The sequence below is a fragment of the Methylobacterium sp. SD274 genome (assembly GCF_017355285.1).
Lineage (GTDB): Bacteria > Pseudomonadota > Alphaproteobacteria > Rhizobiales > Beijerinckiaceae > Methylobacterium.
The window spans coordinates 168,176-193,101 of sequence record NZ_JADIJP010000002.1 but is presented as its reverse complement, the minus strand read 5'-3'; the positions used below and the strand labels follow the sequence as shown (position 1 = coordinate 193,101).

The window sequence follows — 24,926 nt, the reverse complement described above, 5'->3', positions numbered from 1 at the left end:
TGGAAGGGGGATGATGGCGTAGAGCCTCACCGTTCGGTGCGCCCGCTCGCGCCTCCCCCGGAACGCCCCACGATCATGCTCGACCGCCCCGCCTCGGACACTCTCGATCGCGCTCATGTGGCGGCGATGAGCGCCGCGATCACCTGTGTCGCGGTGGTCGGCATCGGCCTCAGCCTGTCGATCCCGCTCCTCTCCCTCGAGATGGAGCGCATGGGCGTGTCGAGCACGGTCATCGGCATCAATACGGCCCTGGCGGGTCTCGCCAGCATCGTCACCGTGCCGTTCGTGCCGCGTCTGGCCGCCCGGATCGGCGTCGTACCGCTTCTCATTCTCGCGATCTTCATCGGTGCGGCCTCCCTCATCGGGTTCAAGCTGCTCCACGATATCCGCTGGTGGTTCCCGCTCCGCTTCGTCTTCTCGGCGACGCTGGGCGTGCTCTTCGTCCTGTCCGAGTTCTGGATCAACGAGGTCGCGCCCCCGGCCCGGCGCGGCCTCGTCATGGGCATCTACGCGACGGTCCTGGCCCTCGGCTTCGCGGTGGGTCCGACGCTCCTCGTCCTCATCGGCACACAGGGCTACGCGCCGTATTGTGCGGGCGCCGCCCTGTTCCTGCTCGGCACCGTGCCCATCGCCCTGGCGCGCGGTCTCTCCCCCGAGATCGAAGGGTCCGGTAGTCGCGGTGTGCTCGGCTATGTCCGGCTGGCCCCCGCCGCCATCTTCGCGGCCCTCGTCTACGGTGCCGTCGAGACCGGGGGATTCGCCATCCTACCGCTCTACGGCCTGCGGATCGGGCTCGATGCGGAGAGCGCCGCCGGGCTCGTCAGCATGCTCGCTCTCGGCCACGTCCTGTTCCAGATCCCCTTCGGCCTCCTGGCCGACCGGTTCGACCGTCGCCGCCTCCTCCTCGCCTCGGCCCTGGGTGGCGCCATCGGCGCGGCCTTGATCCCGGCGGCGTCGGCATCCCCATTCTGGCTCGCCATCCTGCTGCTGATCTGGGGCGGCCTGACCGGCACGCTCTACACGGTGGGGCTGGCCCATCTGGGGGCCAGCGTGCGCGGGGCCGAACTCGCCGGCGCGAATGCCGCCTTCCTGATTTTCTACAATGTCGGCCTGATGGTGGGACCTCCGATCATCGGCGGCGGCATGGACCTGATGCCCCCTCAGGGCTTCGCCCATGCCATGTGCGGCGTGCTCGTCGCCTATGCCGGCCTCGTCCTGTGGCGGCTTCGGAAAACCGCCTCGGCCTTGACGAAGTGAGCCCGATGAGGCAATGACCGCGCGGAATTCAGCCGGTCCGTGCCGGCCATTTTGCGTTTCGCTCAAGCGGAATGCCGCAACCTTCAGGAGCACCGCGCCATGGCCAAGGCCGTCACCGTCAAGATCAAGCTCATCTCGACCGCCGATACGGGCTACTTCTACGTCACGAAGAAGAATTCCCGGACGCAGACCGAGAAACTGTCCATGAAGAAGTACGACCCCGTCGTGCGCAAGCATGTCGACTTCAAAGAAACCAAGATCAAGTAAGCTTCGTCTCCCCTTCGAGACGGCATGAAAAAGCCGCCCTTTCGGGGCGGCTTTTTCCGTTCGTGGATGGGTCGTCTCGGTTAGAGCGAGGCGGTGGGGTAGGAGCGCACGCCGGTACGGTTGCCCGGGACCGTGGTGGTCTCGGACGGCGTGGCGCTCGGTGCGGTCCAGCCTTCGGCCTTCCAGCCCTCTGCGCGCTCGGTCACGTTCACAGAGCCGTGCTCCTCGAGAACGTCCATCACCAGCGATGCGCGGGCATCGTCGGCCTTGACGGTCACGAGGGTACCGCCGCGACGCACGCCTTCGCTGTAGGTATGCGCATCGGCTTCGCTCAAGCCCGCGCCGGTCAGGCCACCGACGAGACCGCCGGCCGCGGCACCGATGCCGGCACCGGCGAGCGTCGTCACGAGCCAACCGGCGGCCACGACAGGGCCGACACCGGGGATCGCCAGCAGGCCGAGGCCCGTCAGGAGGCCGGCCGCGCCGCCGAGGAGCGTACCGACGCCAGCGCCCGTCCCGGCACCGGTCGACGCCGTCTCGGCGGTGTCGGTGCGGGTATGATCGCCGGTCGCTACACGTCCGGCATGCCGGTCATTCTCGTTGCTGCTGACGATGCTGATGTCGCTGTGGCTGATGCCCGAAGCTTCGAGCTTGGCGACGGCCTTGCTGGCATCGTCATAGGAATCGTAGAGTGCGGTAATGGTCTGGTTTGCCATGGGATCGTTCCTCTCACTGTATCGACAAGTCTGCGACGTCCGAGATGTCGCTACTGAGCAGCGACGTTGCCCTTGAAGTCGACGCCGACGGTGACAGGCTTCCCGTTGAGCGTTGCCGCCCCGCGCCAGATGCCCTTGTCGTCCTTCTTGAGTTCCTTGACGTCCTTGTAGCCTGCCTGTTCGAGGCGGCTCCGGGTCTGGCCCTCGGTGAAGCTGTTCGCGCCTTCTTCCAGCTTGGCGTTGGTCGCCGCCTGGGTGGTGGCGGGGTTCTTCGCATCGGGCTTGTCGGTGTTCGGGCGCGTCACGGATTCTTGGCCGCCGGACTTGGCGCTGGTCTCGGCATCCGTGGCGGGCTTGCCGGTCACGGTGGTCTGAGCATAGGCCGTGCCCGAGCCTAGAAGTGCCACAAACGCGAGTGTAGCCAGCTGATGTCGCATGTTATTCTCCCTCGATCGGACCTATTCAATCCGGAAGGAAGCGAAAGCGTTCCGTCGAGATGTCGCAACGCATCATCGTGAAGCGTGGCTTTATCTCGAAGGGAAATTGATTTTTCTATTCGCCCTCTCCCGCACCTGTTCCATTTCGCTGGCTAGATTATTGTTCCATGAAATTACGATAGCACCTTCGCTTGCTCGGCGCGACGCTGTCGCCCGTCTCTGGACCGCCGATCTCGACCGGCCCGATCCATGCCCTCAGTGACGAACCGAAGCGGCAGCGTTGAATTTCGCCGCGCGGCGATGACGGGCATCGTGTTCCTGCGATAGAGCGGACAGAACCAGCCCCGCGTTCCGCCAGGATCGCCGAACCTGCATCCGTCGCTGTGAGGAGCCTGCCATGACCGACGAATTCGATGTCGATCTGTTCGTCATCGGTGGTGGCTCGGGGGGCGTGCGCGCGGCCCGCATCGCCGCCGGCTACGGCGCCAGGGTAAGTCTCGCCGAAGAGTACCGGATCGGCGGCACCTGCGTGATCCGCGGCTGCGTCCCGAAGAAGCTGATGGTCTATGCCGGGCGCTTCGCCGACGAGTTCGAGGACGCGGCCGGTTTCGGCTGGTCGGTGAGTGAGCCGCATTTCGATTGGAGCGTGCTGAAAGCGCGCCGGGACGCCGAGGTCTCGCGCCTCGAATCGATCTACGACACCAACCTCGAACGGATGAACGTCACGATCATCCCCGAACGGGCCGTCATCGAGGACGCGCATACGATCCGCCTCGTCGGCTCGGGTCGCCGTGTGCGAGCGAAGTACATCCTCGTGGCGGTGGGCGCGTATCCGGTGAAGGTGCCAGTCATTCCCGGCGGCGATCTCGGCATCACCTCCAACGAGGTCTTCGAACTCGAGACCCTGCCGAAGCGCATCCTCGTCATCGGGGGCGGCTATATCGCGGTGGAGTTCGCCAGCGTCTTCGCGCATCTCGGCTCGCGCACGACCCTGCTGCACCGGGGCGACCGCCTGCTGCGCGGGTTCGACGACGAGGTCCGCGACGCCCTCGGCCTCGCCTATGAGAAGCGCCTGGATCTCCGGCTCAACCAGACGGTGGAGCGCCTCGAACGGGGTGAGGGCGGCATCGCCGCGACTCTCGGCGACGGCAGCGTTCTCGAAGTCGATCAGGTTCTCGTCGCCACCGGGCGCAGGCCGGCGGTCACCGGCCTCGGCCTGGAGGCCGTGGGGATCGAGACCGACGAGAGCGGCGCGATCCCGGTGGACGCCTTCTCGCAGACATGCGTGCCCTCGATCTACGCGGTGGGCGACGTCACCAACCGCGCCGCCCTGACGCCCATCGCCATCCGCGAGGGCCATGCCTTCGCCGACACCGTATTCGGCGGCAGGCCGTGGGCGGTGAACCACGAACTCATCGCCACCGCCGTGTTCTCGACGCCCGAGATCGGCACCGTCGGCCTCACCGAGGAGCAGGCGCGCGAGCGGTTCGAGACTATCGATGTCTACAAGTCGAGCTTCCGCCCGATGAAGGCGACGCTGTCCGGCAGCGCCGAGCGTGTCCTGATGAAGATCATCGTGGATTGCGCCAGCGACCGGGTGCTCGGCGTCCATATCGTCGGCCACGATGCCGGGGAGATCATCCAGGCCGTCGCCATCGCGGTGACGATGGGAGCGACGAAGGCCGATTTCGACAGGACCATCGCGGTCCATCCCACGGCGGGCGAGGAACTCGTCACCATGCGGGTCCCAGCCGTGACCAAGCGGCCGGAAGGAGTGGGTTAGAGCCGCACCCCGGAACAGGCACTCAGCACTGCCGTTGGGCTCTGAACCGATTCATCGGCAAAGGCCCAGCGAATGACCGACAAGATGGCGGAGCCGAAGATCGAGGCCTATGACGGGCCGGCCGGCGGCTGGGGCTCGGCGCAATCCCTCACCGAAATTCTTCTGCGGGAAGAGATTCCCGTCTCCGGCGCGGCTCTGCTGATGAAGCAGAACAAGCCGGACGGCTTCATGTGCGTGTCCTGCGCCTGGGCCAAGCCCGCCAAGCCGCTGACGTTCGAGTATTGCGAGAACGGCGCGAAGGCGACGGCCTGGGAGCAGACGGCCAAGCGCTGCGGACCCGACTTCTTCGCCAAGCACACGGTGACGGAACTCCGCGGCTGGACGGATTACGCCCTGGAGGAGCAGGGCCGGCTCACGCATCCGATGCGCTACGACGCAACGAGCGATCGTTACGTGCCGGTCTCCTGGGAGGAGGCGACGGCGGCGATCGGCCGGGAATTGCGCGCCCTCGATCCGAAATCGGTGGTGTTCTACACGTCGGGCCGCGCCTCTCTGGAGACGTCCTACATCTACGGGCTCTTCGCCCGGATGTACGGCAACAACAACCTGCCCGACTCGTCCAACATGTGCCACGAGCCGACCTCCGTCGGGCTGAAGGCATCGATCGGCGTCCCCGTGGGGACGGTGGTGCTGGATGATTTCGAGGCGACCGACCTGATCCTGTTCTTCGGCCAGAATGTCGGCTCGAACGCACCCCGTATGCTGCATCAATTGCAGGAGGCCCGCAAACGCCGGGTTCCGATCATCACCTTCAACCCGCTGCGCGAGCGCGGATTGGAGCGGTTCACCAACCCGCAATCGGTGGTGGAGATGGCGACGGGCCACGCCACCGAAATCTCGACCCAGTACCATCAGGTCAAGGCCGGCGGCGATCTCGCGGCGATCACCGGGATGTGCAAGGCGCTCATCGCAGCCGACCGGGAGGCGCTGAGCGTCGGGCGCCCCGGCATCCTCGACCGGAGCTTCATCGACGAACACACCCATGGGTTCGACGCCTTCGCGGCCTATTGCGAGTCACAGGATTGGGCAGCCCTCGAAGGCCGGTCGGGCCTGACCCGCGCCGCCATCGAGGCGGCGGCCACCGTCTATGCCCGCGCGCGTGCCGTCATCGGCGTCTACGGCATGGGATTGACCCAGCATCGCAAGGGCACGGAATCCGTGCAGATGCTCGTGAATCTCCTCCTCCTGCGCGGGAATATCGGGCGGAAGGGCGCCGGGCCCTCTCCGGTTCGGGGCCATTCCAACGTCCAGGGCCAACGCACGGTGGGGATCACCGAGAAGCCGGAACTCGCCCCGTTGGACATGCTGAAGGAGCAATACGGTTTCGAGCCGCCGCGCGAGAAGGGCCTCAACACGGTGGAGGCCTGCGAGGGCATCGTCTCCGGGGATGTGAAGGCCTTCGTCAGCCTCGGCGGCAACTTCGTTCGCGCGGTGCCCGAGACGGTGCAGATGGAGGAGGCATGGCCGGGCATGCGCCTCACCGTGCAGATCTCGACCAAGCTCAACCGTTCCCACCTCATCAACGGTGAGGTCGCCTATATCCTGCCCTGCCTCGGCCGGATCGAAATCGACACCCAGGCGAGCGGTCCGCAGGCCGTCTCCATGGAGAGCTCGACCTCGTGTTTCCACGGTTCGCGGGGCAAGACCAATCCGGTGAGCGAACAGGTCCGCTCCGAGCCCTGGATCGTCGCCGAGATCGCCAAGGCGACGCTGGAGCCAAACCCGAACGTCCCCTGGGACGCATGGGTCGGTGACTATTCCCGCATTCGCGGGGCCATGGAGGCGACCTACCCCTCGGTGTTCCACAATCTCGAAGGCCGGATGTTCGAGCCGGGCGGCATCCACAAGCCCCTGGCCGCCCGCGAACGCCGCTGGGAGACGGAGACCGGCAAGGCCAATTTCACGGTTCCCGAGGGAATCGAGGCCGATCCCGACATGCCGCTGCGGAGTGCCGAGGCCCTCGACCTCATCACGTTGCGCTCGAACGACCAGTTCAACACCACCGTCTACGGCTACGACGACCGGTTCCGCGGCGTGAAGGGCACCCGGATGGTGTTGTTCATGAATGCCGCCGATATCGCACGGCTCGGCTTCGCCGATGCCCAGATCGTCGATGTGACGACGGTCGCCGACGACAGGGTCCGTTCGGTGAAGGGGCTTCGCATCGTCGCCTACAACATCCCGCCGGGGAATTGCGCGGGCTACTACCCGGAGCTCAATCCGCTCATCCCGCTCTGGCACCATGACGAGCAATCGAAGACGCCGGCCGCCAAGGCGATCCCCGTGACCATCGCCCGCTCGGCCTCGCCCCTGCAGGGTTGAGGTCGCCGCGTCCTCCGGCGCCTGGAGGTCGGTGATATAACGCTCTCTTGTTTCGAGCGGCTTCCGCGCTCCATAACGGGACATGGCACAGAACGACGACGCGCATGACCGGCGCCAGGCGATCATCGACCGAATGCTGGAACAGGCGCTGTTTCCGGACGCCGAGCGTCGCCTGCCGAGCCACGATGCCCTGCCGGAGGATATGCGCGAGACGGTGGACCGTCTTCTCGCCAAGGCCGAAGCGCAGCGTGCGCGCCGCCTGACCTACGAAGATCTGGAGGAGGCCCTGCCTCCGCGTGACGTGACGGCCGAGGATCTCGAAGCGATCTTCTGGATCCTGTCGGAGCATGGCATCGCGGTGGAGGACGGGGAGGGCGAGTAGCACCCCCCTCCGGGCATCCCGCCAAGCACGCGAAGCCTTGAGTCGACGACGGCCAATCTCCATCTCCTGGGTCGACCTTGGCCTTATCGGGCGGGACACTCTCGCGACTGGCGGAACCGGCCGGTGCGTATCCCTCGCTTCTCTACGAGAACCGCTCTATAAGCCCCGCTCTTCGCGAGGGATTCCCCTTTCGTGAAGCCGGCCGAGAGGTGGACGGGAGATCATCATGGGCGAGCGTTGGACATCGAAGAGCGGTTGGACGCCGACATCTTGGCGCAACCTGCCGATCCAGCAGGTACCGGCCTATCCGGATGCCGCTGCGCTCCAGACGGTCGAGACCCAGCTCGCCAGCTTTCCGCCCCTCGTTTTTGCAGGTGAGGCACGCAAGCTGAAATCCGCGCTCGCCCGCGTCTCCACCGGCGAGGCCTTCCTGCTCCAGGGCGGCGATTGCGCCGAGAGCTTCGACGAGCATTCAGCCGACAACATCCGCGATTTCTTCCGCGTCTTCCTGCAGATGGCGCTGGTGCTCACCTTCGCGGGCGGCTCGCCCGTCGTGAAGGTCGGGCGCATCGCCGGGCAGTTCGCCAAGCCGCGCTCCTCGCCCACCGAGACGATGGATGGCGTGAGCCTGCCGAGCTACCGGGGCGACATCGTCAACGGCATCACCTTCACCGAGGAGGCGCGCATCCCCGATCCGCGCCGGCAGTTGGAGGCGTACCGCCAGTCGGCGGCGACGCTCAACCTGCTGCGCGCCTTCGCGACCGGCGGCTACGCCAATCTCGAGAACGCGCATCGCTGGATGCTCGGCTTCGTCAAGGACAGCCCGCAATCCTCACGCTACCAGGATGTGGCGGAGCGGATGAGCGATGCCCTCGACTTCATGCGTGCCATCGGCATCAACCCCGAGACGCACCAGGAGGTCCGCACCACGGATTTCTTCACGAGCCACGAAGCGCTGCTCCTCGGCTATGAAGAGGCGCTGACCCGCGTCGATTCCACCAGCGGCGACTGGTACGCCACGTCGGGCCACATGCTCTGGGTCGGCGACCGCACCCGCCAGGCCGACCATGCGCATATCGAGTATGCGCGCGGGATCAAGAACCCGATCGGGCTGAAATGCGGGCCGTCGATGACCTCGGAAGGGCTGATCAAGCTGATCGACCAGCTCAACCCGGAGAACGAAGCGGGCCGCCTGACCCTGATCTGCCGCTTCGGCGCGGACAAGGTCGGCGAGCACTTGCCCGGTCTGATCCGCACGGTGGAGCGTGAGGGCCGCAAGGTCGTGTGGGTCTGCGATCCGATGCACGGCAACACCATCGCGGCCGGACGTTACAAGACGCGTCCGTTCGAGCGGGTGATGACGGAGATCGAAGGCTTCTTTGGCGTCCACCGGGCGGAGCAGACCATCGCCGGCGGCATCCATCTCGAGATGACCGGCAAGAACGTCACGGAATGCACCGGCGGCGCCCGCGCGCTGACGGCCGACGACCTGCAGGATCGCTACCACACCTATTGCGATCCCCGCCTCAATGCGGAGCAGGCGCTGGAAGTCGCGTTCCTCACGGCCGAACTGGTGAAGCGCGAACGCGCCGAGATCGTCCGCCCGCGCCTCGACGCCGCCGAGTAGCTGCCGCTCGTATCTACTAACGAAAAAGCCCTCTCCCCGGTCGGGGGAGAGGGCTTTTTCATGTCATGCCCGCCGAGGAGCCGACTCATCGGACTCGGCGGCACGTCCCGTTTCAGTTCCGCTCAGTGCAGCCAGGACGTGAAGAAGTAGATCAGCAAAATGATCGGCAATGGGATACCGATCAACCACAACAATCCGCCTTTCAGCATCGTCATACTCCAGCTACATCATCGTTCGATCAACGGAATGTGAGCGGATACGGTTCCTGCAGGCGCCTACAGAACCTCCCTGACATGCTTGCCGCTGCGCTCGTAGAAGAACGGGATCGGCAGGTAAGGCGCGAACCCGCCGGCGATCTGCATTTCCAATTCGTCGAGGACGACGCGGGTGATCCGCGGCAGGTCGAGGTTGCGCGCCTCGGCGAAGCTCACCCAGGCCAGCTCCACCAATTCGGATGTCGGCGTGACGATCCCCGGCTGCTCGGCCGCCACGGCTTTCCGGTCGATGGTGAAGAAGCGGGTGTCGAACCGGCGTGGTCGGCCGGGGGGCGTAATCGCGCGCGCCACCAAGTGGAGCGATTCGAGGTCCGGCAGGATTCCGAACTCCTTGAAGGCCGACCAGCTTCCCTCCGGCGCGGTGTCGGGCGGTCCGTATTCCTTGGTGCCCAGGAAAAGTCCGGTCTCCTCGGAGGTCTCCCGGATCGCCGCCAGTGCGAGCGCCCGCCCGAGAGAATGCGAGGCGCGCGGTACGCGCTTGGCCAGGGCATCCTCCGCGCGCGTCGAGAGAGCACCGGCCACGCTCATGCGCCGGTCTCCGGGCTCGATCCTGCCACCGGGGAAGACAAACTTGCCGGGCATGAAGGCGAGGCCGTCATGGCGCTTGCCCATCAGGAATTTGGGCTGGCGCGCCGTGCGGTCGATGATGATGAGGGTGGCCGCGTTGCGCGGCCGTAGGGTGGCCGGGCGCCGTCGAGGCTCAGAGGCGGCCGAGGCCGGGGGTAGGATTGTCGCTTGGTCCAAGCTGAACCTCCTCGGATCGCGCAATTGCCACGCTTGTCCCCGTCGGTAGCGTGGCAAAGCCTCCCATGCCAAGGGCGTACTGCAATCCGACCACCGCGCCCTTCACCGGCTGCAGCAGGGCAAGCGCCGATCCGAGGGTCACGATCGGCCAGAACGAGAGCTGAAACCACAACGGTACGTCGTAATTCGTCTCGAGTTCGAGAATGAAATAACCGACGATATGGCCGATGATGAAGATCACCACGTAGGGCGGAAGGTCGTCGGCGCGGTGGTGGTGGAATTCGAGCCCGCACGCGTCGCAGGCCGGGCGCACCTTCAAGAACTTTCCGAAGAGCTTGCCCTCGCCGCAATGCGGGCAGCGGCACAGGAAGCCGCGCGCCATCGACTTGACGAGGCCGACACGCTCTCCGGGCAGGGTCTCGACGCTCTCGGTCATGGCGATCTACCTTCCGCTTCGGATGTCCAACGCCGCAACCTCATCGCCGAGGTTGGGGCTGGGAAGACCAGTTCCGACCCTACACGAGCCGCCCTAGCGGCGCGACCCGCGGTGGCGCGACCCGGTGTTGCGGATGCCGGCCGGCCTGCCGGGCGGGCCGGCCTTGTGGAAGCTCGGCGAGCGCGGAGTTCTCGTCTCCCCGGCTCCCGGCCTCGTCTGGCCTTCGGAGAGCAATTCGAAGCGCAGCGCTCCGGCCACGGCCGCCGCCTCCACCAGCCTCACCTCCACCCGGTCGCCGAGGCGATGGGTCTCGCCGCTGCGCGAGCCGACAAGGGCATGCCGCGCCTCGTCGTGGTGGTAGAAATCGTTGCCGATGGTGGAGATCGGCACGAAGCCGTCGGCGCCGGTCTCGTCGAGCTTGATGAAGAGCCCGGCGCGGGTGACGCCCGAGATCTGGCCGGTGAAGGTAGCACCGACCCGGTCGGCGAGATGATGCGCGATGAGCCGGTCGATGGTCTCGCGCTCGGCCGCCATGGCGCGACGCTCGGCGGCCGAGATCTGCTCGCCGATCTGGTCGAGGGTGCCCACCGTCACGTCGGAGGACAGGCCGTCCGGGCCGAGGCGGCAGGCGGTGATCAGCGCCCGGTGGACGATGAGATCGGCATAGCGCCGGATCGGCGAGGTGAAATGGGCGTAGCGCCTGAGGTTCAGGCCGAAATGCCCGAGATTCTGCGCGGCATAGACGGCCTGGGCCTGCGAGCGCAGCACGACCTCGTTGATGAAGATCGCATGCTCGGTCTCGGCCACCGCGCCGAGGATGCGGTTGAACAGGGCAGGGCGCAGGGCACCTTCCTTGGGGATCTTGATGCCGATGGAGGCCAGAACCTCGCCGAGCGCGCGCATCTTCTCCAGGGCCGGCTCGTCATGGACGCGGTAGATCAGCGGCTGCTTGGCCTGTTCCAGGGTCTCGGCGGCGGCCACGTTGGCCTGGATCATGAACTCCTCGATGAGCCGGTGCGCGTCGAGGCGGGCCGGCACCACCACCCGGTCCACGGCCCCGTCCGGCGTCAGCAGCACCTTCCGCTCCGGCAGGTCGAGGGCGAGCGGGCCGCGTGCCTCGCGCGCCGCCGTCAGGGCCGCGTAGGCGGCCCAGAGCGGGCGCAGGATCGGCTCCAGCAGGGGCGCGGTCGTCTCATCGGTGAATCCGTCGATCGCCGCCTGCGCCTGGGCGTAGGACAGCTTGGCGCGCGAGCGCATCATCACCCGGTGGAAGCTGTGGCGTTTCTTCACCCCGTCGGGGCCGATCACCATGCGCACCGCGATGGCCGGCCGATCCTCCTTCTCCCTCAGCGAGCAGAGGTCGTTGGAGATGCGCTCCGGCAGCATTGGCACGACGCGGTCCGGGAAATAGACCGAGTTGCCGCGCAACAGCGCCTCGCGGTCGAGGGCGGAGCCGGGACGGACATAGGCGGCCACATCGGCGATGGCGACGGTGACGACGAAGCCGCCCTGATTGGCCTCGTCCGGGTCCGGCACCGCCATCACGGCGTCGTCATGGTCCTTTGCGTCGGGGGGGTCGATGGTCAGGAGAGGCTCGGCGCGCCAATCCTCACGGCCCTTCATCCCCACCGGCTCCACCGCGTCGGCCTCGGCCAGAGTGTCGGCGGCGAAGACGTGGGGGATGTGGTGGAGATGCAGGGCGATCAGGCTCACGGCACGCTCCGAGCCGAGCGACCCGAGGCGTTCGGTCACGCGCCCACGCGGCAGTCCGAACCGGCTCTCGCTGACGAGGCTGACGCTGACGAGGTCGCCGTCCCGCGCCTCACCTTCCTCGCCGGCCGGGATCGCGATCTCGCGTCCCTGCGCCCGCTTTTCAACAGGCACGATGCGACCGCCATCGGGGCCGGAGCGGTAGACGCCGATCACCTCCGCCTTGTTCTTGCCGATCACCTTGATGACACGGCCGGAATATCGCCCGGTCTCGCCGGGAATGAGTTCGACGCGCAGAAGGGCGCGGTCCCCGATACCGGGGGCTGCGCGACCCGGCTTCTTGCCGCTGCGGGGTGAGGAGACCAGGATCTTCGGCGGGGGGCCCTTCGCATGGTCCCATTCCACCGGAACGGCGAAGAAATCGCCATCGCGATCCCGCGACTTGATATCGGCCAGCGTCACCGGCGGCAGCCGGCCGGGCGGCACCAGTCCGGCGCGCCCGCGCTCGATCTCCCCTTCCTCCTCGATCTCCTTGAGGATGCGCTTCAAGCCGATGCGATCGGCACCCTTGATGTTGAACGCCGCGGCGATCTCGCGCTTGCCGACCTTCTCGGTCGCCTGCGCGATGAAGGCGAGAATCTGCTCGCGGGAGGGAAGGGCGCTCTGCCCGGGGTTGGGATTGATGCGTCTGGCCAAATGTCTCTGGGCTCGAACTCGTCTAACCCGCCGCTCATGTCTTGGCGGCGAGAGGTCGAAAGGCCTCAGGCTCGGGCCTTTCCACATCCGTTAACATGGGACCGCGCGAGGCCGGGGGCAATGTTCTTCCGATGTTCATCAACCGGTGGACGCGGAACCGACGATCCGCTCCACCCCGGCATCGATGTCGAAACCCGGATCGGTGATGTCGGCGAGGCTGAACGGGCAGGCGACCGGCAGCGTGAACGAGACCCGGGTCTCCGAGGCCCGAAACGCGGGTGCCTCCGCCTCGCGGACGGCCAAGGTCCAGATCCCGTCGATTTTCAACCCCGCCACCGCCGACGGGTCCGAGGCGATCACGGCATGGACGCGCCTCGCCTCGTCACGCCAGCGAAGGCTCGCCGCGTCGTCCAAGACCAGCGCCGCCTTCACGAGGTCGGCGAGAAAGGTCTGAAGAATCGTCATCTTTGCTGCGGCCTCTGGCATCATGGAGGGTCAACGCGCAAAACCCGCGCCGGGCCACGCATCGGCGGATCCCCGGCACGGAGCACCACCCTCAGAGCCTGTTTGAGTCACCTTTCCAACGCTCTACCTCATCCTAAGGTGCCGCGTAGCGGCCTCGAAGGAGGCTTCCAGACATCGCGCGCCAACTGGAGGACTCCCTCAAAGCCCGCTGACGCGGGCACCTCAGGATGAAGCGTCTGCTGGGATGATCGACCCTGGCATCAGCATCCGACGAGACATGCGATCGAACAGACCCCAGTCAGTAGGGCGTGCCCTTGGCGCGCTGCGCCTTCAGGGCCTCGGCATGCCAAACGAGTTCGTCGAGGAACCGCTTGGCGGCCTTGCCCAGCCATTCCTCCTGCGGCACGCCCTCTTCGTCGAGCGCCTTATGGATGCGGGGGATCGGCAGCAGCGACGCGATGCTCGGTGCGCCGAGCTCGGCCATCATCGCCCTGAGCTGCATCGCCGCCCGTACGCCGCCATATTGGCCGGCCGAGTAACAGACGATGGCCGAAGGCCGCCAGAAATACTCTTCGAGGAAGTGATCCAGCGTGTTCGAGAGGGCCGGCGGGATCGAATGGTTGTACTCGGCCGAGACGACCACGAACGCATCCGACCGGCGGTAGAGCGTGGCGAGGTCCTTGAGCACCGGAGGCGCCTCGCCCTTGGGATATTCCTTGTACATCTTGTCGAGGAGCGGCAGCTTCAACTCCGCCGGGTCCACCAGCGGAGCCTCGATGCCGCGTTCCCGCAGGCGCGCCACGAGGAAGCGCGCCGCGCGCAAGCCCTGGCGTTCGCTGCGGACGGAACCGAGGATGACGGGGATCACGAGGGACATGGCGCTGCTCCGGCAAAGATGAACGCGGGTTCGCTCATCGTACCGCCGTTGGCGAATGCTGTCGCGTCCGTGCGTCTGGAAGCGCCGGACCTTTACGGTCAGGGCCGATCCTCGCCCTTCGTCAGGCCGCGTTGAGGCAGCACTTCTTGTACTTCTTCCCGCTTCCGCACGGGCAGGGATCGTTCCGGCCGATCTTCACCGGATTGCGGATTGGAAGGCCCGCGCCCTCGGCGGTCCAGGCCAAGGCCCCGATCGGGTCGTCGAACGTGCCGTAGTGCTGTCCGTCGAACCGCTGCATGTCGTTCGGCTTCGCGGTCGCCCGGCGCAAGGTGGTGTGAAACCACCCCGCATCGCTGAACTCGTCGCTCAGGCGGCCGTCGGCCCTGGCGGCCGTGCTCCGCAAGGCGAGATCCGCGTAGCCGAGGAGCGCGATGGTCTCCTCCCAGCCGACCCAGGCGACGTCGCCCTCCACGGCGGCGCGCTTGTCGTCGAAGCGGACGAGGAGATCGTGGGTCTGGGTCCGGTCGATCCGTCCGGTCTGGGTCAGGTAGGCGAGGGCGGCAAACACCTCGTTGCGGGCAAAGCCATCCACCGTCGAATCGAGCAGCAGCGCATGCATCGGCGCAACATCGCCGTCGAACAGGCTGGTGAGCACCTTCGCCATGGTGGTGGTCAGCGCATCGCCGAGGAGGGCGTCGAGCCCGTCGGAATCCTCGCGCCGCAGGATGGTGAGAAGCGGAGCGAAGGCCCGCGTCTCGCCGACCGCTGCCAGGATGTGTACTCCCCAGAACAGCAGGTTGCCCTGCGCCTCGTCGAGCTCCTTGCCCTCCGCCGCCATGCCAAGGACGGCCAGGACCGGTTCGGCGATGTCGGCCGGGCTCGCCAGGGCGTGAAGCATCGCCTCCTTCGGCAGATGCTTGGCGGCCGACAAGACGTCGATCAGTTCCTGGTTCGCCATGTGATCGGCTTCCGTGTCTGGGGTTCCGAGAGCCGGCCTCAGCCTCTCAAAGTCGCGCCGGTCTTGCGGGCGACCTCGGCGACGATCTTGGCCGTCACGGCCTCGATCTCCGCATCGGTGAGGGTCCGCTCCACCGGTTGGAGCCGCACCGCGATGGCGACGGATTTCGAGCCGTCGGGAATGCCCGTCCCCTCGTAGATGTCGAAGACGTCGATCCCGGCGATGAGCTTGCGCTCGGCAGCTTGCGCCGCCTTCACAACGTCGCCTGCCGCAACGTCGCGCCCGACGACGAAGGCGAAGTCGCGTGAGATCGCCTGGAAGTCTGAGAGGGCGAGGGCGGGCTTCACCTTGGTGGGGCGGTATTTCGGCAGGGGGATCGTATCCAGCGTGATCTCGAAGGCCACGAGCGTGCCCTTCAGGTCCAGAGCCTTCATCACACGGGGATGGATCTCGCCGAAATAGCCGATTGGGTTTTTCGGCCCGAACTGCATCGTGCCGGAGCGTCCGGGATGAAGCCAGGCGGGGCCACCCGCCACGATCTGGAGACCGCCGGTCGGCACGCCGAGGGCGGTGAGGAGCGCCAGCGCGTCGGCCTTGGCCTCGAATGCATCGACGGTGGCGGCGGCCCCCGCCCAATGGCGGCCGGCGCCATCGTGGCGTGCCGTTCCCCGGCGAATGGCCGTGGCGCGGATCGACTGGCCTTCGGGCTGGTCGGTCTCGAAGCACTGCCCGACCTCGAACAGGGCGACGTCGCCATAGCCGCGGTCGGCGTTGCGCTGGGCCGCCCGGAGCAGGCCCGGAACAAGGCTCGGGCGCATGTCCGAGAGATCGGCGGCGATGGGGTTGGCCAGCGCCAGATCCGCCTTACCGCCGCCGAACAGGACGGCGTCGTCATGCGGGATGAACGACCACGTCACCGCCTCCACGAGGCCGCGCGTGGCCAGCGCCCGCTTGGCAAGACGCGTGCGCTTCTGCAGGGGCGTCAGCGTCGCCTTGGCGATGGCGGCATCGCCACGGGTCAGCGCCTTCGGCTCGATCCGGTCGAGGCCGGCGATGCGGATGATCTCCTCCACGAGATCGGCCTTGCCTTCCACATCCGGGCGCCAGGACGGGGTGAGAACCTTCACCCGGTCGCCTGACCCGGCCACGTGGAACCCGAGGGTCTCCAACGTCACCTTCATCTCGGCGCGGGACAGTTCGATCCCGGCGAGCCGGCGCGTCTCGGTCCAGGGAAAATCGATGACACGTTCCGTCTCGGGCAAGTCACCGGCGATCACCGCCTCGCTCGCCGTGCCGCCGCAGATCTCGACGACCATGCGGGTGGCGAGGTCGAGCCCCGGCAGGGCGAAAACGGGGTCGACGCCGCGCTCGAAGCGGTAGCGGGCATCGGTGATGATGCCGAGGCGCCGGCCGCTCTGGGCGATGTTCACCGGGTCCCACAGGGCGGATTCGATGATGACGTCCACGGTGGCGTCGTCGCAGCCGGAGGCCTCGCCGCCGATGATGCCGCCGATGGATTCGGGGCCGTTCTCGTCGGCGATGACGACGATGCCGTCATCGAGCGCATAGGTCTTGCCGTCGAGCGCCTTCAGGCTCTCGCCGTCGCGGGCGCGACGGACCGTCAGAGCGCCCTTCACCTTGGCGGCGTCGAAGACGTGGAGCGGGCGTCCGCGATCGAAGGTGAGGTAGTTGGTGATGTCCACCAGGGCGTTGATCGGGCGAAGGCCGATGGCACGCAGGCGGGCCTGCATCCAGTCCGGGGAGGGGCCGTTCTTCACGCCGCGCACGAGGCGCAGGGCGAAATACGGGCACAATCCCTTGTCCGCGGGCTCGAAATCGAGGGCGACCGGCACGGGGCACTCGCCCTCGCCACGCACAGGCGGCATCGGCTCGCGCTTCAACACGCCGATGCCGGCAGCCGAAAGATCGCGGGCGATGCCGTGGATCGAGGTACAATCCGGGCGGTTCGGGGTGAGGTTGATCTCGATGACCGGATCGTCGAGCCCGGCATAGAGCGCGTAGGCCTGGCCGGTCGGGGCGTCCGCCGGCAGATCGAGGATGCCGCTGGATTCCTCGCCGAGGCCGAGTTCGGCGCCCGAGCACAGCATGCCGAGGCTCTCGACGCCCCGGATGTTGCCGACCGCCAAGGTCTTGTCGAGACCGGGCACGTAGGTGCCGGGAGGCGCGAACACCGTCTTCATCCCGGCCCGCGCATTCGGCGCTCCGCAGACGACCTGGACGGGCTGCCCATCGCCGGGATCTACGGTGCAGACGCGCAAACGGTCGGCATTGGGGTGCTGTTCGGCCGTGAGCACATGGGCGACGACAAAAGGCGCTAGCGCCGCCGCCTTGTCTTCGATGCCTTCGACTTCGAGACCGATCCGCGTCAGCGTCTCGGATATGTTCTCCAGAGACGAGTCGGTGTCGAGGTGCTCCTTGAGCCAGGAGAGGGTGAATTTCATTTTCTTCTCGCCTGGAAGAGGAGGTGAACGGCGAGAGTTTGACGGTCTGGGCCAGTCAAACCCTCTAAGCGCGAGACGACACTTCTTGCCCGATCAAGATGTTCCTTGACCGCGGCCAGTTCGAACAGGTTGCTCCGGGGAGGCGAATAATCCGCAATCATGCGCGCCTCCTGAAGCTGGATCAGGTCGGTTCCGATGTCCCGTAGAACGATCGTCTGCTTCAACGGACCATTCGTCTGGAATGCATTCTTCATCGGGCCATGATCGATACCGCGATAGACGCGCTCGAAATCGGCGGAACTGGTATCGCCGCCGGGCAGCATCTCGGACGCACAGAGCCACATGAGAGCATGGAAAGCCGCATAGTAAGCCGAACTGACGGCCCGCCGCTTCGCTGCGCCACTACGGGGGTTCTGTTCGACCAGAGCTACCGCCTGATCCAACATGAGATCGACCATCGACGCCATGGATCAGTCTATATCGCTCTCAGTCTGCTTTTCGCTGGCGACATCGTTCTTTAGCAGAATGAAGCGATCTTCTCCTCGGCTGATGAGAGCAGACCGCAGGATATGGCTCGCATTCAGCAGCGGATCGGGTTTCGTATCTGGCCGACGTTGATAACGGGCGACAATCTTGATGACCGGATCACCGTCGAAATCCGAACTGGAGACGGCTTCGGCCCCTAAGAACCCGGCCTCGGGAACCTGCTCGCGCAGAACCTCGGATACCAGTCTGGTAATCTCCTGATCGGTCATCGATCGCTCCATGCCCATCAACTCGTCAGCCCGGCCACCAGGCTCGGGATATCGAGCGGTCGGAAGCCGTAATGCTCCAGCCAGCGCACATCCGCCTCGAAGAACGGGCGCAGATCGGGCGTGCCGTATTTCAGCATGGCGATCCGATCGATGCCCATGCCGAAGGCGAAGCCCTGGACGAAGTCCGGGTCGTAGCCGCAATTCCTGAGCACGTTCGGATGGACCATGCCGCAGCCGAGGATTTCGAGCCAGTCGGTGCCCTCGCCGAAGCGGATCTCGCCGCCTTTGCGCGAACACTGGATATCGACCTCGGCCGACGGCTCGGTGAAGGGGAAGAAGGACGGCCGGAACCGCATCTTCACCGCATCGACCTCGAAGAAGGTGCGGCAGAACTCCTCCAGCACCCATTTCAGGTTGGCGATGGTGGCGCTCTTGTCGATCACCAGCCCCTCCACCTGATGGAACATCGGCGTATGGGTCTGGTCGGAATCGTGCCGGTAGGTACGGCCGGGGCAGATCACGCGGATCGGCGGCTCCTGGGACCGCATGGTGCGGATCTGGACCGGCGACGTATGGGTGCGCAGCACCTTGCGCTGGCCGTTGCGGTCGGGCGCCAGGAAGAAGGTGTCGTGCATCTCGCGCGCCGGATGGCCGGGCGGGAAGTTGAGAGCGGTGAAGTTGTAGTCGTCGGTCTCGATGTCCGGGCCTTCGGCCACCGAGAAGCCCATATCGGCGAAGATCGCGGTGATCTCGTCCATGACCTGGCTGATCGGATGGATGCGCCCACGCGCTTCCGGCGCCTCACGCACCGGCAAGGTCACGTCGATCCGCTCCGCCGCGAGGCGGGCTTCGAGGGCGGCCTCTGTGAGCGCCTCGCGCCGCGTGGCGATGGCGCCCTGCACCCTGTCACGTAGGCCGTTGATGAGCGGACCGCGCTCCTTGCGCTCCTCCGGCGTCATGCTGCCGAGGGTCTTCAGCAGGTCGGAGATCGAGCCCTTCTTGCCGAGCGCGGCGACGCGCACGGCGTCGAGGGAGGCCTCGTCGGATGCGCTCCCGACCTGTCCGAGCAGATCGCCTTCGAGGGTTTCGAGATCGGTCATCGGTTCAAACCACCGGTTGGCATCTGGCCTTCGGATCGTGTGCGGCCCCCGCGAGCGGTTTTGCGGGTAAGCGCCGCCAATGCAAGCGCGCCTGCCGACGATCCTTTGCAAAAGACGAAGGCGCGGCACCTCTCGGCCCGCGCCTTTCGCATCGACGAATGAGAGGGCGTGTGAACGCGCCTCAGGCAGCCTTCACGAATCAGGCAGCCTTGGCGAGGTCCGGAAGAGCGGCCTTGGCCTTCTCCACGACGACCGCGAAGCTGGCCGGCTCGTGAATGGCGAGCTCGGACAGAGCCTTGCGGTCCACCTCGATGCCGGACTTCGCGAGACCGTTGATGAAGCGCGAATAGGTCAGGCCGTGCTCGCGGACAGCGGCGTTGAGGCGCTGGATCCAGAGAGCGCGGAACGTGCGCTTCTTGTTCTTACGATCGCGGTAGGCATACTGCATGCCCTTCTCGACCGCCTGCTTGGCGATCCGGATCGTATTCTTGCGCCGGCCGTAATAACCACGGGCGGCCTTGAGGACTTTCTTGTGCTTTGCGTGACTGGTCACGCCGCGCTTGACGCGGGCCATGGGTTCTCTCCTGGATTACGAAAACAGTATCGGCTGCGGCGAAGGATTACCGGCTGTTAGGCAGGAAATACTTCTTCACGTTGGCAGCATCGCCCTCGAACAGGGTGGTGGTGCCGCGCAGGTTGCGGATCTGCTTCGTCGTCCGCTTGATCATTCCGTGGCGCTTGCCGGCCTGGGCATACATGACCTTGCCGGTGCCGGTGATCTTGAAGCGCTTCTTCGCGCCCGACTTGGTTTTCAGCTTGGGCATTTGGCTCTCCTGAACGCGCATGCCCTCCGACCCTGGGACAGGGCGAAGGCGTGCGCTCGGTTGATGCTTCTGATGGAGCAGCACGAACCGCCACGGCAGCCCTATCGGCCGGGCGGTTCAACGCGAGGGGGCGTATGACAGAAAAGAGACGTGGTTTCAATGGCACCGCCACTCGTCGGGCCGTCGCCTCTCGCCCCCGAGCGCTCGGCAAAGCGACCGCCGTCGGATTTTCCATGGAAATGCTGCGTCCGGTTGCTTGACAGGCCGGGGTGCGGAAACTAGACCCCCGACACCGCCGGAAACGGGGCGGGACGCCGTGCGGGCGTAGCTCAGTTGGTTAGAGTGCCGGCCTGTCACGCCGGAGGTCGCGGGTTCGAGTCCCGTCGCCCGCGCCACGTCCATCATCGGCCTGCATCATGCGGGACGATCCGAATGCACGGCTACCCAGATACGCGGGCGTAGCTCAGTTGGTTAGAGTGCCGGCCTGTCACGCCGGAGGTCGCGGGTTCGAGTCCCGTCGCCCGCGCCATTCTCAAGAATTCACGCAGCCGATGACGCAGCCTCCAAACGGGTTGCTTTGCGTGATGCCCTCGACATGGGGCATTCGTGCGCTAGCCTTTTCCCGAGCGTGACTCGCGAAACGGGCTGTCCGAACCATGGCGGGCTTCTTCTTCCTGTACTTCACCGCCTGCATGGCGAATGCACCGGATACCTGCGAATCGAAGCGTCTTCCGCTCGACGTCGTCGATGCGCGAGGATGCATCCGCGTAGCACAGCCGCAGCTGGCGCGATGGGTCGACACCCATCCCGATTACCGCATCACCGCGTGGCGCTGCGGTTCGCCGCCCCGCGATCTCGGTACGCGGATCTGACGCGAATCGGCACCGCATCACGTTACCATTAAGCTCACCCGCAAGAGCACGATGGCGTGGCGGATCGGACACACCGGCCCGTGCCGCGATCCCGTTCGCGCCGCCGCCGCGATTTCGCCCCATCGCACCGGGATGGCGAAGCCGACGACATGGCAGCGCAGCGAACCGGCACCGAGCGATGATGGCTTTCCCCCTTTCACCCATTCTGTCGCGGCTGGGCGCCATCGTCCTTTTGGGGAGCCTGTTGGCGGTGGGCAGCTGCGGCGGGCCGACGATCCTGCCCGAGGCCGACAACCTCACGAGCCCGGTGATTCTCGACGAGGGTGCCGCCGCCGCCGCGATCTCCCGCTACAGGGCGTCGCACGGGCTCGGCCCGGTGGTGCTGGATTCGAGCCTGATCCGGGCTGCGTCCTACCAGGCGGAATCCAATGCCCGGGCCGGCAAGCTCAGCCACGAGATCGGCGGTACCTTCGATTCGCGCATGGCGCGGGCGGGGTTCGGCCGCTCCTTCGCCGCCGAGAACCTCAGCGCCGGTTCGAATACGTTCGACGAGGTGCTGGCACGCTGGAAAGCCTCATCCGAGCACAACAAGAACATGCTGATGCCTCAGCTGAAGCGAATCGGCATCGCCCGGGTCGATGCGCCGGGTACGCGCTACAAGCGCTTCTGGGCCTTGGTCCTCGCCGGAAACTGAGGCGCATACGTCCTCGCCGCGCGGCTCAATCCGTAAGTTGATCCGACTCGGTCAACCCGTCCTGGATGCTGCGAATGATCGTGCGCATCTCGGGGATCATTGCGATGGCCCTGGCGATCCGCAACGCCTCCTCGCGGGTCATCAGGCCGGTTGCCTCTCGCTTCTCGGGCTCGTCGGAGAAGTAGGTCCAGGCGACGGCCGCTCCGTCCGCATCCTCGACGCAGAAACTCTCGACTTTCTCGACGACGAGCCAGGGGGTGGGGAAGCCGCGCGCGGTCATCGCTCGTCTCTGTTGCCGGGAAGGATAGGGGGAGGGGCAGCGGGATGGTGGGCGGTGACGGGCTCGAACCGCCGACCCTCTCCGTGTAAAGGAGACGCTCTACCAACTGAGCTAACCGCCCGGTGCGCGCCGCATCGTTAATCCAAGCATCGTCGGGATGGCAACCCTCCTCGGCACGAGGCCGGTGGAGGACCATACGAAAAGGCCCCGGGGAAACCCCGGGGCCTTTCCATTTTTCACCCGCGGATGACGCTCAGTGAGCGATCACCGTGGTCGGCTCGTCCTCGCCGACCACCGGGCGGCGGGCGACAGGGAGCGGCTCTTCCCACTCGATGCGCTCCGGCACCCTCACGAGAGCGTGCTGAAGCACCTGGTCCATCCGGGAGACCGGGATGATCTCCATCCCGTTCTTCACGCTGTCGGGCACCTCGGCGATGTCCTTGGCGTTCTCCTCGGGGATGAGGACCGTCTTGATGCCGCCGCGCAAGGCAGCGAGCAGCTTCTCCTTCAGACCGCCGATGGGCAGGATGCGGCCACGCAGGGTGACTTCTCCGGTCATCGCCACATCCTTCCTCACCGGGATGCCGGTGAGGGTCGAGATGATGGCGGTGGCCATGCCGATACCGGCCGACGGACCGTCCTTCGGGGTCGCCCCTTCCGGAACGTGGACGTGGATGTCGCGACGCTCGAACAGCGGCGGCTCGATGCCGAAGTCGAGGGCCCGGGAGCGGACATAGCTCGCCGCCGCCGAGATCGACTCCTTCATCACGTCACGCAGGTTGCCGGTGACCGTCATCTTGCCCTTGCCGGGCATCATGACGCCTTCGATCGTCAGCAACTCGCCGCCAACCTCGGTCCAGGCGAGACCCGTCACCACGCCGACCTGATCCTCCTCGTCGATCTCGCCGTAGCGGAACTTCGGCGCGCCGAGGAAGACCGGCAAGTTCTCCTCGGTGACGGCAACGGCCTTCACCTTGGTGATGAGGATCTCCTTCACCGCCTTGCGGATCAGGTTCGAGATCTCGCGCTCCAGGTTACGCACGCCCGCTTCCCGCGTGTAACGGCGGATGAGCATGAGGACGCCGGAATCGTCGATCTCCCATTCCTTGGCCGTGAGGCCATGCTTTTTCACGGCACCCGGGATCAGGTGCTTGCGGGCGATCTGAAGCTTCTCTTCCTCGGTGTAGCCGGCGATGCGGATCACCTCCATGCGGTCCATCAGGGGCGCAGGGATGTTGAGCGTATTCGCCGTCGTCACGAACATCACGTCCGAGAGATCGTAATCGACCTCCAGGTAGTGATCGTTGAACGTGCCGTTCTGCTCCGGGTCGAGCACCTCGAGGAGAGCCGCGGACGGATCGCCGCGGAAATCCTGGCCCATCTTGTCGATCTCATCGAGCAGGATGAGCGGGTTCGAGGTCTTGGCCTTGCGCATCGACTGCACGATCTTGCCGGGCATCGAACCGATATAGGTCCGGCGGTGACCGCGGATCTCGGCCTCGTCACGCACACCACCCAGCGACATCCGGACGAATTCGCGACCGGTCGCCTTGGCGATGGACTTACCGAGCGAGGTCTTGCCGACGCCGGGAGGACCGACGAGGCACAGGATCGGACCGGTGAGCTTGTTCGCACGCTGCTGCACGGCGAGATACTCGACGATGCGCTCCTTGACCTTTTCCAGACCGAAATGGTCCTGGTCGAGCATGACCTGGGCGCCCAGCAGATCCTTCTTGATCCGCGACCGCTTCGACCACGGGATGCCGAGCATCCAATCGAGGTAGTTGCGCACGACCGTGGCCTCGGCCGACATCGGCGACATCTGGCGGAGCTTCTTAAGCTCGGCCATCGCCTTCTCGCGGGCTTCCTTCGAGAACTTGGTCTTCTCGATCTTCTCTTCGATTTCGGCGAGCTCGTCCTTGCCGTCCTCGGAATCGCCCAGTTCCTTCTGGATCGCCTTCATCTGCTCGTTGAGGTAGTACTCGCGCTGGGTCTTCTCCATCTGCCGCTTCACGCGGGTCCGGATGCGCTTTTCCACCTGCAGCACGGAGATCTCGCTCTCCATCAGCGACAGGACGCGCTCGAGACGCTCCGCCACCGTGGGGATTTCGAGGATCGCCTGCTTGTCGGCGATCTTGACGGCGAGATGCGAGCCGACGGTATCGGCGAGCTTCGACGGCTCGTCGATCTGGGTGACCGCGGAGACGACCTCGGGCGAGATCTTCTTGTTGAGCTTCACGTAGTTCTCGAACTCGGAGATGACCGAGCGGGCGAGAGCCTCTGCCTCGACGGGATCGCCGAGCTCATCCGTCAGCGTCTCGACATCGGCCTCGTAGAAGGAATCCGACTTGTTGAAGTTCGTGATCTTGGCGCGGCCCGCGCCTTCGACGAGCACCTTCACGGTACCGTCGGGCAGCTTCAGGAGCTGAAGGACGCTGGCGAGCGTGCCGATCTTGTAGATCGCATCGGTCGACGGATCGTCGTCGCTGGCATTGATCTGGGTGGCCAGCAGGATGTGGCGGTCGGTGCGGACGGCCTCTTCGAGGGCGCGGATCGACTTCTCGCGGCCGACGAAGAGCGGCACGATCATGTGCGGGAAGACGACGATGTCACGCAGGGGCAGAACGGCGTAGGAGCCCGTCGAACCCGGGACGACCGGCTGGCGAGATTTCGATTGGGTCATGTCGGACTTCCTCTTGATGGATTCCGGGCTCTAGCTCCTCGAAATGAGCAAGCATCCTGCCACGGACCGACCAGTCCGCATCGCGGGGTCGGAAGCATCGCTGAACTGTGAGGCTGGAGGCGGGACACCGCACCTCAGAAGGTGAGCGTGCGGCCATCGCCGTCTGACACTTCAGATGGAAGCCGGGGAGAGCTTTTTCAAGAATTCTCCCCGGACCGTTTCGGCGGCTAAGTCTCTGCCGCCG

General features: G+C 66.0%; 24 protein-coding genes and 3 tRNA genes. 10 read left to right on the top strand and 17 right to left on the bottom strand.

Annotation, left to right across the window (positions count from 1 at the left end; translation table 11 throughout):
• The first annotated feature begins 75 nt into the window (after window positions 1-75).
• Together IPV08_RS02690 and rpmG are read left to right on the top strand one after the other, a co-directional pair.
• A complete protein-coding gene (locus tag IPV08_RS02690) occupies window positions 76-1,257 on the top strand; it encodes an MFS transporter (RefSeq protein ID WP_207410636.1) in 1,182 nt (393 codons plus the stop codon).
• Between the two features lie 99 nt (window positions 1,258-1,356).
• On the top strand, window positions 1,357-1,524 hold the full coding sequence (gene rpmG, locus IPV08_RS02685) for a 50S ribosomal protein L33 (protein ID WP_056255359.1): 168 nt from the start codon (window positions 1,357-1,359) through the stop codon (window positions 1,522-1,524).
• A gap of 80 nt (window positions 1,525-1,604) precedes the next feature.
• On the opposite strand, the gene IPV08_RS02680 is transcribed toward rpmG, so the two are convergent.
• Window positions 1,605-2,240: a general stress protein gene (locus IPV08_RS02680; protein ID WP_207410635.1), complete on the bottom strand. Its 636-nt coding sequence runs from the start codon at window positions 2,238-2,240 to the stop codon at window positions 1,605-1,607.
• A gap of 50 nt (window positions 2,241-2,290) precedes the next feature.
• Complete coding sequence (locus IPV08_RS02675) at window positions 2,291-2,677, bottom strand: hypothetical protein (protein ID WP_056430254.1); 387 nt, start codon at window positions 2,675-2,677, stop codon at window positions 2,291-2,293.
• 397 nt (window positions 2,678-3,074) lie between these two features.
• Between IPV08_RS02675 and gor the strand changes: the two genes are divergently transcribed.
• The 4 genes from gor (at window position 3,075) to IPV08_RS02655 (ending at window position 8,851) form a co-directional block, all read left to right on the top strand.
• Complete coding sequence (gene gor, locus IPV08_RS02670) at window positions 3,075-4,460, top strand: glutathione-disulfide reductase (protein WP_207410634.1); 1,386 nt, start codon at window positions 3,075-3,077, stop codon at window positions 4,458-4,460.
• Window positions 4,461-4,544: 84 nt separating this feature from the next.
• Window positions 4,545-6,842, top strand: a complete 2,298-nt coding sequence (locus tag IPV08_RS02665; RefSeq protein ID WP_207410770.1) for an FdhF/YdeP family oxidoreductase — start codon at window positions 4,545-4,547, stop codon at window positions 6,840-6,842.
• Between the two features lie 82 nt (window positions 6,843-6,924).
• Window positions 6,925-7,224 carry an RNA polymerase sigma factor region1.1 domain-containing protein gene (locus IPV08_RS02660; RefSeq protein WP_207410632.1) on the top strand — a complete coding sequence of 100 codons (300 nt, stop codon included), beginning with the start codon at window positions 6,925-6,927 and terminating at the stop codon, window positions 7,222-7,224.
• Between the two features lie 226 nt (window positions 7,225-7,450).
• Entirely contained in the window at window positions 7,451-8,851 is a 1,401-nt protein-coding gene (locus IPV08_RS02655) for a 3-deoxy-7-phosphoheptulonate synthase class II (protein WP_207410630.1), read from the top strand.
• Window positions 8,852-9,126: 275 nt separating this feature from the next.
• Here IPV08_RS02655 and IPV08_RS02650 read toward each other — a convergent pair whose 3' ends face one another.
• From IPV08_RS02650 to rpmI, 12 genes are all read right to left on the bottom strand, one after another.
• Window positions 9,127-9,870, bottom strand: coding sequence for an NUDIX hydrolase (locus IPV08_RS02650; protein ID WP_207410628.1), 744 nt, complete (start codon window positions 9,868-9,870; stop codon window positions 9,127-9,129).
• On the bottom strand, window positions 9,827-10,306 hold the full coding sequence (locus tag IPV08_RS02645) for a DUF983 domain-containing protein (RefSeq protein ID WP_207410626.1): 480 nt from the start codon (window positions 10,304-10,306) through the stop codon (window positions 9,827-9,829). The genes IPV08_RS02650 and IPV08_RS02645 overlap by 44 nt, the downstream gene beginning before the upstream one ends.
• A gap of 93 nt (window positions 10,307-10,399) precedes the next feature.
• Window positions 10,400-12,712, bottom strand: a complete 2,313-nt coding sequence (rnr, locus tag IPV08_RS02640; RefSeq protein ID WP_207410624.1) for a ribonuclease R — start codon at window positions 12,710-12,712, stop codon at window positions 10,400-10,402.
• A 138-nt stretch (window positions 12,713-12,850) separates the two neighbouring features.
• On the bottom strand, window positions 12,851-13,177 hold the full coding sequence (locus IPV08_RS02635; RefSeq protein ID WP_207410617.1) for a hypothetical protein: 327 nt from the start codon (window positions 13,175-13,177) through the stop codon (window positions 12,851-12,853).
• Window positions 13,178-13,475: 298 nt separating this feature from the next.
• Entirely contained in the window at window positions 13,476-14,054 is a 579-nt protein-coding gene (locus IPV08_RS02630) for an NADPH-dependent FMN reductase (protein WP_207410616.1), read from the bottom strand.
• A gap of 121 nt (window positions 14,055-14,175) precedes the next feature.
• Window positions 14,176-15,012, bottom strand: a complete 837-nt coding sequence (locus tag IPV08_RS02625; protein ID WP_207410615.1) for a DUF1186 domain-containing protein — start codon at window positions 15,010-15,012, stop codon at window positions 14,176-14,178.
• A 38-nt stretch (window positions 15,013-15,050) separates the two neighbouring features.
• The gene (gene pheT, locus IPV08_RS02620) at window positions 15,051-17,474 is read right to left on the bottom strand and encodes a phenylalanine--tRNA ligase subunit beta (protein WP_207410614.1); all 2,424 of its coding nucleotides are present in this window, start codon (window positions 17,472-17,474) and stop codon (window positions 15,051-15,053) included.
• The gene (locus tag IPV08_RS02615; protein ID WP_207410613.1) at window positions 17,471-17,941 is read right to left on the bottom strand and encodes a hypothetical protein; all 471 of its coding nucleotides are present in this window, start codon (window positions 17,939-17,941) and stop codon (window positions 17,471-17,473) included. The genes pheT and IPV08_RS02615 overlap by 4 nt, the downstream gene beginning before the upstream one ends.
• Window positions 17,942-17,944: 3 nt before the next feature.
• Window positions 17,945-18,229: a hypothetical protein gene (locus IPV08_RS02610; RefSeq protein ID WP_147829579.1), complete on the bottom strand. Its 285-nt coding sequence runs from the start codon at window positions 18,227-18,229 to the stop codon at window positions 17,945-17,947.
• 17 nt (window positions 18,230-18,246) lie between these two features.
• Window positions 18,247-19,329 (bottom strand): phenylalanine--tRNA ligase subunit alpha, encoded by a 1,083-nt coding sequence (pheS, locus tag IPV08_RS02605; protein ID WP_056430288.1) that lies wholly within the window; start codon window positions 19,327-19,329, stop codon window positions 18,247-18,249.
• Between the two features lie 199 nt (window positions 19,330-19,528).
• Complete coding sequence (rplT, locus tag IPV08_RS02600; protein WP_018044556.1) at window positions 19,529-19,903, bottom strand: 50S ribosomal protein L20; 375 nt, start codon at window positions 19,901-19,903, stop codon at window positions 19,529-19,531.
• A 46-nt stretch (window positions 19,904-19,949) separates the two neighbouring features.
• Window positions 19,950-20,153 carry a 50S ribosomal protein L35 gene (gene rpmI, locus IPV08_RS02595; RefSeq protein WP_018044555.1) on the bottom strand — a complete coding sequence of 68 codons (204 nt, stop codon included), beginning with the start codon at window positions 20,151-20,153 and terminating at the stop codon, window positions 19,950-19,952.
• 318 nt (window positions 20,154-20,471) lie between these two features.
• Between rpmI and IPV08_RS02590 the strand changes: the two genes are divergently transcribed.
• From IPV08_RS02590 to IPV08_RS02575, 4 genes are all read left to right on the top strand, one after another.
• Window positions 20,472-20,548 (top strand) — tRNA-Asp (locus IPV08_RS02590).
• Window positions 20,549-20,605: 57 nt separating this feature from the next.
• A tRNA-Asp gene (locus IPV08_RS02585) sits at window positions 20,606-20,682 on the top strand.
• Window positions 20,683-20,809: 127 nt separating this feature from the next.
• Window positions 20,810-21,025, top strand: a complete 216-nt coding sequence (locus IPV08_RS02580; protein ID WP_056430291.1) for a hypothetical protein — start codon at window positions 20,810-20,812, stop codon at window positions 21,023-21,025.
• Window positions 21,026-21,206: 181 nt separating this feature from the next.
• Complete coding sequence (locus IPV08_RS02575) at window positions 21,207-21,719, top strand: CAP domain-containing protein (protein ID WP_207410769.1); 513 nt, start codon at window positions 21,207-21,209, stop codon at window positions 21,717-21,719.
• A 25-nt stretch (window positions 21,720-21,744) separates the two neighbouring features.
• On the opposite strand, the gene IPV08_RS02570 is transcribed toward IPV08_RS02575, so the two are convergent.
• The 3 genes from IPV08_RS02570 to lon form a co-directional block, all read right to left on the bottom strand.
• Window positions 21,745-21,999 carry a hypothetical protein gene (locus IPV08_RS02570; RefSeq protein ID WP_207410612.1) on the bottom strand — a complete coding sequence of 85 codons (255 nt, stop codon included), beginning with the start codon at window positions 21,997-21,999 and terminating at the stop codon, window positions 21,745-21,747.
• 45 nt (window positions 22,000-22,044) lie between these two features.
• A tRNA-Val gene (locus tag IPV08_RS02565) sits at window positions 22,045-22,120 on the bottom strand.
• Between the two features lie 132 nt (window positions 22,121-22,252).
• On the bottom strand, window positions 22,253-24,682 hold the full coding sequence (gene lon, locus IPV08_RS02560; protein ID WP_056430302.1) for an endopeptidase La: 2,430 nt from the start codon (window positions 24,680-24,682) through the stop codon (window positions 22,253-22,255).
• Between the last annotated feature and the right edge of the window lie 244 nt (window positions 24,683-24,926).